Genomic DNA, 9,691 nt, shown 5'->3' on the forward strand with positions numbered 1-9,691 from the left:
CGGACCGGTAGTTCAGTTGGTTAGAATGCCGGCCTGTCACGCCGGAGGTCGCGGGTTCGAGTCCCGTCCGGTCCGCCATCTGCACACGAATTCTTCAGCCCCGAGACCTCTTGGTCTCGGGGCTGTTTCGTTTCACGCCCTCCTGAGCCTGCTCTATCCTGATTTTCCCTCGGCTGTTCGCCTACTTTTCGAACGCATGTGCGATGAATCTTTGCGTCCTGCGCCGCGACTATCATACAGTTGTTTGAAATCGTCGCCGTTTCGACCATGAGGATCCTGCCGTGAGTGCTTACCCCCAGCTGTTCCGCCCCCTGCGGGTCGGCCACCTGACGCTTCCCAATCGGGTGCTGATGGGCTCGATGCACACCAACCTCGAGGAGGCCCCCGGGGGCTTCGAGCGGCTGGCGGCCTTCTATGCCGAGCGGGCCCGGGAGGGAGTGGGGCTGATCGTCACCGGCGGCATCGCACCGCTCGCCGAGGGCGCCGTCTTCCAGGGCGCCGCGACCCTCGAACAGCCCGAGCAGGTGGCGGAGCATCGTCGCGTGGTCGAGGGCGTGCACGAGGCCGGTGGGCGCATCTGTCTGCAGATCCTGCATGCCGGCCGCTATGCCTATACCCCGGAGCTGGTGGCACCGTCGCCGATCCAGTCGCCGATCACCCCTTTCACGCCGCGTGAGCTCACGAGCGACGAGGTGGAGGCGCGCATCGAGGCCTACGTGCGCTGCGCCACGCTGGCACGCCAGGCCGGCTATGACGGGGTCGAGGTGATGGGCTCTGAGGGCTATCTCATCAATCAGTTCATCTGTCCACGCACCAACCATCGAGACGACGCCTGGGGCGGCAGCTTCGAGCGCCGCATCCGTTTCGCCGTCGAGATCGTGCGGCGCGTCCGCGACGCGGTGGGCGATGAGTTCCTGCTGATCTTTCGCCTGTCGATGATCGATCTGGTGGAGGAGGGCAGCAGCCGCGAGGAGGTCCTGGCACTCGGGCGCGCGATCGAGGCCGCCGGCGCCGACCTGATCAATACCGGCATCGGCTGGCATGAGGCGCGAGTGCCGACCATCGTCACCAGCGTGCCGCGCGCCGCCTTCACCGAGGTGACGCGGCGCATGCGCGAAGCACTCGGCGTGCCGCTGATCACCACCAACCGCATCAACATGCCCGATGTGGCTGAGCGGGTGCTGGCCGAGGGGCATGCCGATATGGTCTCCATGGCGCGCCCCTTCCTGGCCGATCCGGCCTGGGTGAGCAAGGCCGCCGCCGGGCGCGACGACGAGATCAATACCTGCATCGCCTGCAACCAGGCCTGCCTGGACCAGGTTTTCCTGGGTCGGCTCACCTCCTGCCTGGTCAATCCACGCGCCTGTCATGAGACCGAGCTGGTCGTCACGCCGGCCGAGCGCTCGAGGTGCGTCGCCGTGGTGGGCGGCGGCCCGGCGGGGCTCGCCGCGGCCGTGACCGCCGCCGAGCGGGGGCATGCGGTCACTCTTTTCGAGCGCGCCAGCGAACTGGGCGGCCAGTTCAATCATGCGCGGCGCATCCCCGGCAAGGAGGAGTTCGACGAGACCCTGCGCTACTACCGGGTGATGCTCGACAAGCATGACGTGGAGGTGCGGCTGAACGTCGAGGCCGGGGTCGAGGAGTTGCGCGCCTTCGACGCGGTGGTCCTGGCCACCGGCGTGCGCCCTCGCCGGCTCGCGCTGCCGGGCATCGATCACGCCATGGTGATGAGCTACCCCGAGGCCATCACCCATCCCGAGCGGGTCGGGGCGCGGGTCGCGATCATCGGCGCCGGCGGCATCGGCTTCGACGTGGCGGAGCTGCTGACGCATGCCGGTCACTCCTCCCTGGATGTCTCGGCCTGGTGCGACGAATGGGGCGTGGATCTCGACCTGGCCCAGCGCGGCGGACTCAAGGCGGCGCGACCGCCCGCGACCCCGCGCCGGGTCTTCCTGCTGCAGCGCCGGGCCTCGCGGCCCGGCAAGGGGCTCGGCAAGACCACCGGCTGGGTCCATCGCGCCTCGCTTCGCCATCGCGGGGTCGAGATGATCGCCGACTGCGAGTACGTCGGCATCGACGATGACGGCCTGGCGCTGCGCGTCGGGGGCGAGCCGCGCCGGCTCGAGGTTGATACCGTGGTGGTGTGTGCCGGTCAGGAGCCGGTGCGGGAGCTGCTCCAGCCGCTGCGCGCCGCCGGGGTGGCCGTGCACGTGATCGGCGGAGCCGACGAGGCCGCCGAGCTCGATGCCCGGCGGGCCATCGCCCAGGGCACTCGTCTCGCCGCGGGCCTCTGAGGCGCCGAGCGGCACCCGCCCTGGTGGGCCGCTCGGCCACGCTTCTCCTCGTTCCTCTCGCCCCGCCCGCGATCGGCCCTGAGCGTCTCTCCCTGTCCGCTGGCCGCCGGTGTCTCCGGCGGCCAGCGTCGTTGCAGCGTTTAATCTCTCGACGATCTTCATGAACCGACGGACGTTCCCGGGCTCTCAGGGATGAGGGCTCGGGAGCGTTGATTGGTGGGCTAAACCGTTATCCGCTGATGCTGACTACGCTGATGAGACCCTACCCGGCTTTTTATCACCACGTCGTCGTGGCCGGGGAATCGGGCTTTAAGGAGGCATCGATGAGCATCTTCGACCATGTGCAGAACCGCTTCTCTCGCGTCCAGCAGGAAGAGATGAGCCTGCAGGAGTACCTGGAACTCTGTCGCCGAGAACCGGTGGCCTACGCCACTGCCGCCGAGCGGATGCTGGAGGCCATCGGCGCACCGGAGGTGATCGACACCGCCAAGGATTCGCGACTGTCGCGCATCTTCTCCAACAAGGTGATTCGCCGCTACCCGGCCTTCGCCGAATTCTACGGCATGGAGGAGGCCATCGAGCAGATCGTCGCCTACTTCCGCCACGCCGCCCAGGGGCTCGAGGAGCGCAAGCAGATCCTCTATCTGCTGGGGCCGGTGGGCGGCGGCAAGTCGTCGCTGGCGGAGCGCCTCAAGCTGCTGATGGAGAAGGTGCCCTTCTATGCCATCAAGGACTCCCCGGTCTATGAATCGCCGCTGGGGCTGTTCTCCCCCGAGGAGGACGGTGAGCTGCTGGAGAAGGAGTACGGCATTCCCCAGCGCTACCTGAGGAGCGTGATGTCGCCCTGGGCCGCCAAGCGACTCAAGGAGCGCGGCGGCGATATTTCCCAGTTCCGGGTGGTGCGCCTCTACCCCTCGCGGCTCAACCAGATCGCCATCTCCAAGACCGAGCCTGGCGACGAGAACAATCAGGACATCTCCTCGCTGGTCGGCAAGGTGGATATCCGCCAGCTCGAGCTCTATTCCCAGGATGACCCGGACGCCTACAGCTTCTCCGGCGGCCTGTGCCGCGCCAACCAGGGGCTGATGGAGTTCGTCGAGATGTTCAAGGCGCCGATCAAGGTGCTGCATCCGCTGCTGACGGCGACCCAGGAGGGCAACTACAACCCCACCGAGGGCATGGGGGCGATCCCCTTCGACGGGGTGGTGCTCGCTCACTCCAACGAGAGCGAGTGGCAGACCTTCCGCAACAATCGCAACAACGAGGCCTTCCTCGACCGGGTCTACATGGTCAAGGTGCCCTACTGCCTGCGGGTCACCGAAGAGATCAACATCTACAAGAAGCTGCTCGAGCACTCGTCGCTCAACGAGGCGCCCTGTGCCCCGGATACCCTGCGCATGCTGGCCCAGTTCACGGTGCTCTCGCGACTCAAGGAGCCCGAGAACTCCAGCATCTACTCCAAGATGCGGGTCTACGACGGCGAGAACCTCAAGGACACCGACCCCAAGGCCAAGTCGATCCAGGAGTATCGCGACAGTGCCGGCGTCGACGAGGGCATGGAGGGGCTGTCCACGCGCTTCGCCTTCAAGATCCTCTCCAAGGTGTTCAACTTCGACAATCACGAGGTGGCGGCCAACCCGGTACACCTGCTCTACGTGCTCGAGCAGCGCCTGGAACAGGAACAGTTACCCCGCGAGACCTTCGAGCGCTATCTGCGCTTCATCAAGGAGTTCCTGGCCCCGCGCTACGTCGACTTCATCGGCAAGGAGATCCAGACCGCCTACCTCGAGTCCTACTCCGAGTACGGCCAGAACATCTTCGATCGCTACGTCACCTATGCCGACTTCTGGATCCAGGACCAGGAGTACCGTGATCCCGAGACCGGTGAGTTCCTCGATCGCCAGGCCTTGAACGAGGAGCTGGAGAAGATCGAGAAGCCGGCCGGCATCTCCAATCCCAAGGACTTCCGTCACGAGGTGGTCAACTTCGTGCTGCGGGCCCGGGCCCAGAATAACGGCATGAACCCCAGCTGGCAGTCCTACGAGAAGCTCCGGGGGGTGATCGAGCACAAGATGTTCGCCAACACCGAGGAGCTCCTGCCGGTGATCTCCTTCAATGCCAAGGCCTCGACCTCGGACCAGAAGAAGCACGAGGATTTCGTGGCGCGGATGGTCGACCGTGGCTACACCGAGAAGCAGGTGCGGCTGCTCTCCGAGTGGTACCTGCGGGTGCGCAAGTCGCAGTAGGGCGAGGAGGTCGCCATGACCTATTTCATCGATCGACGAGCCAATGCCAAGCACAAGAGCGCGGTCAATCGACAGCGCTTCCTCGACCGCTATCGTACCCGCATCAAGCGGTCGGTCGAGGAGGCGGTGAACCGCCGCTCGATCACTGACATGGAGCGGGGCGAGAAGGTCTCGATCCCGGCGCGGGACATTTCCGAGCCTGTCTTCCAGCACGGTCCGGGGGGGGAACGCGCCATCGTCGCCCCCGGCAACAAGGAGTTCGTCGAGGGGGATCGGCTGCGTCGCCCCGGCGGCGGAGGCGGCGGCGACGGCTCGGGGGAGGGGAGTGCCTCCAATCAAGGCGAGGGGGTGGACGAGTTCGCCTTCACCCTGTCGCGGGAGGAGTTTCTCGACTTCGTCTTCGACGGCCTCGAGCTCCCCCATCTGGAGCGCAAGAACCTGGTGGACCTCGACGAGGTGCGTCAGGTGCGAGCGGGGGTCTCCCGGGACGGGACGCCGGCGCGTATCAATATCGTGCGCTCCATGCGCGAGGCCCAGGCGCGGCGCATCGCCATGCGCGCGCCGATTCGTCGGGCCCTGCGCGAAGCCGTGGAGGCGCTGGCCGAGGAGGAGCGCAAGGATCCGGTGCTGCGCAATCCGGCCCGTATCAGTGAGCTCAAGGAGGAGATCGAGCGGCTGGAGAAGCGCCTCGAGGCGGTGCCCTTCATCGATACCTACGACCTGCGCTACAACAACCTGATCGATCAGCCCCAGCCGTCGAGCAAGGCGGTGATGTTCTGCGTGATGGACGTTTCGGGCTCGATGACTCAGGCCCACAAGGACATCGCCAAGCGCTTCTATCTGTTGCTCTACCTGTTCCTGGAACGCAACTACGAGAAGGTCGAGCTGGTCTTCGTGCGCCATCACACCGCGGCCAAGGAGGTCGACGAGGAGGAGTTCTTCTACTCGCGGGAGACCGGCGGCACCATCGTCTCCAGCGCCCTGACCCTGGTCGATGAGATCATCGAGGCGCGCTATCCCGCCGGGCAGTGGAACCTCTATGTGGCGCAGGCCTCCGACGGGGACAACTGGGACGACGACTCCGTCGCCTGTCGCAAGCTGCTGGTCGAGCGCCTGATGCCGAGGCTCCAGTACTTCACCTACGTGGAGATCACGCCCCATGCCCATCAGGCGCTGTGGGAGGAGTATGAGCGCGTGGAGGCCGAGTATGACAAGCGCTTCGCCATGCGCCAGATCGTCGAGGCCGGTGATATCTATCCGGTCTTCCGCGAGCTGTTCAAGCGCCGAGTCGCCCCCTGAGGCGGCCTGAGGAGGCAGCATGACCCGACGTCAGCCCATCGCCACCGGCTCCGACTGGAACTTCGAGATCCTCGACGCCTTCGAGCACGAGATCGCTCGCCTGGCCGACGAGTATCGCCTGGACACCTACCCCAACCAGATCGAGGTCATCACCACCGAGCAGATGATGGATGCCTACGCCAGCGTGGGTATGCCGGTGGGTTACCACCACTGGTCCTTCGGCAAGCAGTTTTTGGCCGTGGAGCAGGCCTATCGCCGCGGCCAGATGGGCCTGGCCTACGAGCTGGTCATCAATTCCGATCCCTGCATCGCCTACCTGATGGAGGAGAACACCCTGATGATGCAGGTGCTGGTCATGGCGCACGCCTGCTATGGCCACAACTCCTTCTTCAAGGGCAACTACCTGTTTCGCACCTGGACGGATGCCCCCTCCATCGTCGACTACCTGGTGTTTGCCCGGAAGTACATCAGCGAGTGCGAGGAACGCCACGGCGTCGAGGCGGTCGAGCAGCTGCTGGATGCCTGCCACGCCCTGCAGAACTACGGGGTCGATCGCTACAAGCGGCCCTCGCCGGTCTCCGCGGAGGAGGAGTCGCGCCGCCAGACGGAGCGCGAGGAGCACCTCCAGGCGCAGGTCAACATGCTGTGGCGCACCATTCCCGGGAGGCCGCGCGGCGATGCCCTGGCCGGCATGGTCGATGAAGAAGATCCGCTGGGCCTGCACGGTGGTGGACGCTATCCGCCCGAGCCCCAGGAGAACCTGCTTTACTTCATCGAGAAGAACGCGCCACTGCTGGCCCCCTGGCAGCGCGAGGTGGTGCGCATCGTGCGCAAGCTGGCTCAGTACTTCTACCCCCAGCGTCAGACTCAGGTGATGAACGAAGGCTGGGCCTGCTTCTGGCACTACACCCTGATGAATCGTCTCTACGAAGAAGGCCTGGTGGACGAGGGGCTGATGCTGGAGTTCCTGCAGTCCCACACCTCGGTGGTGCAGCAGCCGGCCTTCGACAGCCCCTACTTCAGCGGCATCAACCCTTACGCGCTGGGCTTCGCCATCTTCACCGACCTCAAGCGCATCTGCGAGGCCCCAACCCAGGAGGATCGCGAATGGTTCCCCGATACCGCCGGCAGTGACTGGCGCGAGACCCTGGAATTCGCGATGCGCAACTTCAAGGACGAGTCCTTCATCCAGCAGTTCCTCTCACCCAAGGTGATGCGCGACCTCAAGCTGTTCATGGTGGTCGACGACGATCAGGAGGAGATGCTCGAGGTGGCGGCGATCCACGACGAGCGCGGCTATCGACGCCTACGCGACTCCCTGTCCGTCCAGTATGCCCTGGCGGTGCGCGAGCCCAACATCCAGGTCTACGCGGCGGATATCCGCGGCGACCGCTCGCTGACCCTGCGCCACGTTCAGGACGGTCGTCGGCCGCTGGCGCGCAGCGTCTACCCGGTCATCCGTCACCTCCACCAGCTATGGGGCTTCCCGGTTCGGCTGGAATCGGTGGAAAACGACGAGGTGGTGCGCCGCTACCACTGGCCCCTGGCCGAGGAGGAGCGGCGCGAGTGACGGTGCTCGGGCGGCTGCCCTAGAAGGAGCCGCTGTCCGGGAACGAGCAGCCCTGGAAAATCGCCTGAAGCGAACGGCCTGGTGACAGGCCCTTAAATGAAAAGACCCGCGCCGTGGCGCGGGTCTTGTGTGTCGGCGTGCGACGTCGACTCAGGCCTGGGCCGTCCAGGACTGGCACCAGCCACCGGGCTCGACGCTGTTCTGGGGGAACAGCTGACAGCCCTGGCTATCCGCCTGGTAGAACATGCAGTTTTCGCACAGTTCGCCTTCTTCGTAGGCGGGGTGGTCGCTGGCCTCACTGGCGACCTTGACGTAGTTCAGGGCCTTGGCCTGTTCGGCGCTGGGGTCCAGGGCGGGCAGTTCCTGTGCGAAGGCGCTCTTGGACAGGATGCCGGCACCCAGGGGCAGGGCAGCGAGGCCCAGCAGGCTGTTACGCATGAAGTCACGACGATTGCGATCGGCCATGGTCTCTCCTTGTCATCACGGTAGGGATGAATCGTGGCGGGGCATGCTTGGTGCCCGCGCTTATTGATCGCTTCTGGTTTCGAGCGACGGCTATTCTATGTCTTGTCTGTCTATATCTTGCTTCCCGACTCTGGCGGTTCGGGCCTTGCATGTCGCGCCATTCGCGACGGTGGCGTGCCGCGCCACCCTTGATCCGACAGGCATTCGCCAGCGGAGTTCGCCAGACCCATGATAGTCAACTGAATGAGGCATCGCGAATCGCGCACGGTCACTGCGGCAATCCGTCACGTGGTCAGGCACTTGCGCGCCGATAGCCGGCGGTCGCCAAGCTGCCGGTGCAGCGCCCGCGACGGCGCTGCTATACTCGCGCCAGCGGCGGTGGCCTGCCGTCCGACCGGTACATGACGTGCGCGATAGCGCCTTTGACAGGGAGAAGTGCGATGCAGAATGCCGTGATTCTGATCAATGCCGACAAGGGCCAGGTCAAGGCCGTGGCCGAGCGGCTGGCCGAGGTCGAGGGTGTCAGCGAGGTCTACTCCACCTGTGGGCGCTACGACCTGGTGGCCATCGCGCGGACTCGCGACTTCGAGAGCCTGGCTGAGCTGGTCACCGGGCGGCTTAATGCCGTCGAAGGCATCCGCGACACCGAAACCCTCAACGCCATGCAGGTTCACTCCCGCCACGACCTGGAGACCATGTTCTCGCTGGGTTGGTGATGAGCCCGCGAGTCACAAGGCCACGGAGTGGGCGAAAAGAGGGGTGGTTCGAATATGGCAGCACGTCGGGGGCGTATCGCCCATCGCTGGCGGCATCGGGTGCGTCGCTTCGCTATCACGGCCCTCTTCCTGGCGGTTGCTACGGGGCTCTGGCATTTTCAGGAACGTGAGCTTCGCGATGGCCTGAGCTGGCAGGGGGTGACGACCTGGGAGGATCTGACGCCGCTGACCTTCCACCGCGTGCTACGCAACGACGGCTTCCTGGTGGGCTGGTCCGATGTGCGCGTCAATCCGCTGTGGGTCAGCTACCTGCTGCAGCGTGTCGACGATCCCTCCTCCGGGCCTCGCCCTGGCTTTCGCCGCGACTGGCGCGCGCTCTGGCCGATCTCCACGGAGAGCTACTTCGGCAGCGGCTACGATCGCGGGCATCTCGCGCCCAACTACGCCATCGCGGCGGTGCATGGCCGCGGGGCCCAGCGCGATACCTTCCTGATGAGCAACATGTCGCCCCAGCGGCCCGAGCTCAATCGACGCCTCTGGCAGCGGCTCGAGGAGGTGGTGATGGATCACTTCGTACCACGCTTCGCCGCCCTGCAGGTGATTACCGGCCCGATCTTCCCCGCGCGTTTCCAGGATAACGTGCTCAATCGCGTCGGCCTGGTGGAGGTGCCCCAGGCCTTCTATAAGATCCTGGTGGTGCCGGGCGATGAGCCCCGTGCGCTGGCTTTCATCATGCCGCAGCGTGTCTCGGGCGACGAGCCGCTGGACGACTTCCTGGTGAGCATCGACGAGGTGGAGGCGCGCACCGGCCTGGACTTCCTGCCGCAACTCGCGCCGGCGTCGGCCGAGGCGTTAGAGGCGCGGGTCGATACCGCCGGCTGGGGGCTCGAGGCGGTGGCCAGGCTGCCCGGGCGCTTCTGAGCGGCCGACGATCCCGATGGTCATCATCCCGGGCAGGGCGTCAGGGTGGCGCCGGATGAGGTGGCATCAAAGACAGGCACGGGAAAGGCAGGCACAAAAAAACCGCGATCCAGTGTCGCGGTTTCCTGTAGGGCATCGATGTAAGGCTCGTCTGCATGACGCGAGAAGTGGTGCCCAGGA

7 protein-coding genes and 1 tRNA gene are annotated in these 9,691 nt (G+C 65.5%); 7 read left to right on the plus strand and 1 reads right to left on the minus strand.

Going from position 1 to position 9,691, the window contains the following annotated elements; translation table 11 throughout:
* Position 1: 1 nt before the first annotated feature.
* From RSO68_RS12020 to RSO68_RS12040, 5 genes are all read left to right on the plus strand, one after another.
* A tRNA-Asp gene (locus tag RSO68_RS12020) sits at positions 2-78 on the plus strand.
* Positions 79-281: 203 nt separating this feature from the next.
* Complete coding sequence (locus RSO68_RS12025; RefSeq protein ID WP_315586750.1) at positions 282-2,294, plus strand: NADPH-dependent 2,4-dienoyl-CoA reductase; 2,013 nt, start codon at positions 282-284, stop codon at positions 2,292-2,294.
* A 323-nt stretch (positions 2,295-2,617) separates the two neighbouring features.
* Positions 2,618-4,540, plus strand: a complete 1,923-nt coding sequence (locus tag RSO68_RS12030; RefSeq protein WP_315586751.1) for a PrkA family serine protein kinase — start codon at positions 2,618-2,620, stop codon at positions 4,538-4,540.
* A 15-nt stretch (positions 4,541-4,555) separates the two neighbouring features.
* Positions 4,556-5,839: a YeaH/YhbH family protein gene (locus RSO68_RS12035; protein WP_089847442.1), complete on the plus strand. Its 1,284-nt coding sequence runs from the start codon at positions 4,556-4,558 to the stop codon at positions 5,837-5,839.
* 19 nt (positions 5,840-5,858) lie between these two features.
* The gene (locus RSO68_RS12040) at positions 5,859-7,409 is read left to right on the plus strand and encodes a SpoVR family protein (RefSeq protein ID WP_089847444.1); all 1,551 of its coding nucleotides are present in this window, start codon (positions 5,859-5,861) and stop codon (positions 7,407-7,409) included.
* Positions 7,410-7,559: 150 nt separating this feature from the next.
* Here the strand turns inward: RSO68_RS12040 and RSO68_RS12045 are convergent, their stop codons facing one another.
* Positions 7,560-7,874: a high-potential iron-sulfur protein gene (locus tag RSO68_RS12045; protein ID WP_089847446.1), complete on the minus strand. Its 315-nt coding sequence runs from the start codon at positions 7,872-7,874 to the stop codon at positions 7,560-7,562.
* Between the two features lie 440 nt (positions 7,875-8,314).
* On the opposite strand from RSO68_RS12045, the gene RSO68_RS12050 reads away from it, so the two are divergent.
* Positions 8,315-8,590 carry an Lrp/AsnC family transcriptional regulator gene (locus RSO68_RS12050; protein ID WP_089847448.1) on the plus strand — a complete coding sequence of 92 codons (276 nt, stop codon included), beginning with the start codon at positions 8,315-8,317 and terminating at the stop codon, positions 8,588-8,590.
* 54 nt (positions 8,591-8,644) lie between these two features.
* Positions 8,645-9,511 carry a DNA/RNA non-specific endonuclease gene (locus RSO68_RS12055; protein WP_089847450.1) on the plus strand — a complete coding sequence of 289 codons (867 nt, stop codon included), beginning with the start codon at positions 8,645-8,647 and terminating at the stop codon, positions 9,509-9,511.
* Positions 9,512-9,691 lie beyond the last annotated feature (180 nt).

Source organism: Halomonas saccharevitans (assembly GCF_032333995.1).
GTDB classification, from domain to species: domain Bacteria; phylum Pseudomonadota; class Gammaproteobacteria; order Pseudomonadales; family Halomonadaceae; genus Halomonas; species Halomonas saccharevitans.

What these genes read in the sequence shown, in the direction of transcription:
- RSO68_RS12030 (WP_315586751.1), top strand. Translation starts at nt 2,618, where the DNA reads ATGAGCATCTTCGACCATGTGCAGAACCGCTTCTCTCGCGTCCAGCAG.
- RSO68_RS12035 (WP_089847442.1), top strand. Translation starts at nt 4,556, where the DNA reads ATGACCTATTTCATCGATCGACGAGCCAATGCCAAGCACAAGAGCGCG.
- RSO68_RS12040 (WP_089847444.1), top strand. Translation starts at nt 5,859, where the DNA reads ATGACCCGACGTCAGCCCATCGCCACCGGCTCCGACTGGAACTTCGAG.
- RSO68_RS12045 (WP_089847446.1), bottom strand. Translation starts at nt 7,874, where the DNA reads ATGGCCGATCGCAATCGTCGTGACTTCATGCGTAACAGCCTGCTGGGC.
- RSO68_RS12050 (WP_089847448.1), top strand. Translation starts at nt 8,315, where the DNA reads ATGCAGAATGCCGTGATTCTGATCAATGCCGACAAGGGCCAGGTCAAG.
- RSO68_RS12055 (WP_089847450.1), top strand. Translation starts at nt 8,645, where the DNA reads ATGGCAGCACGTCGGGGGCGTATCGCCCATCGCTGGCGGCATCGGGTG.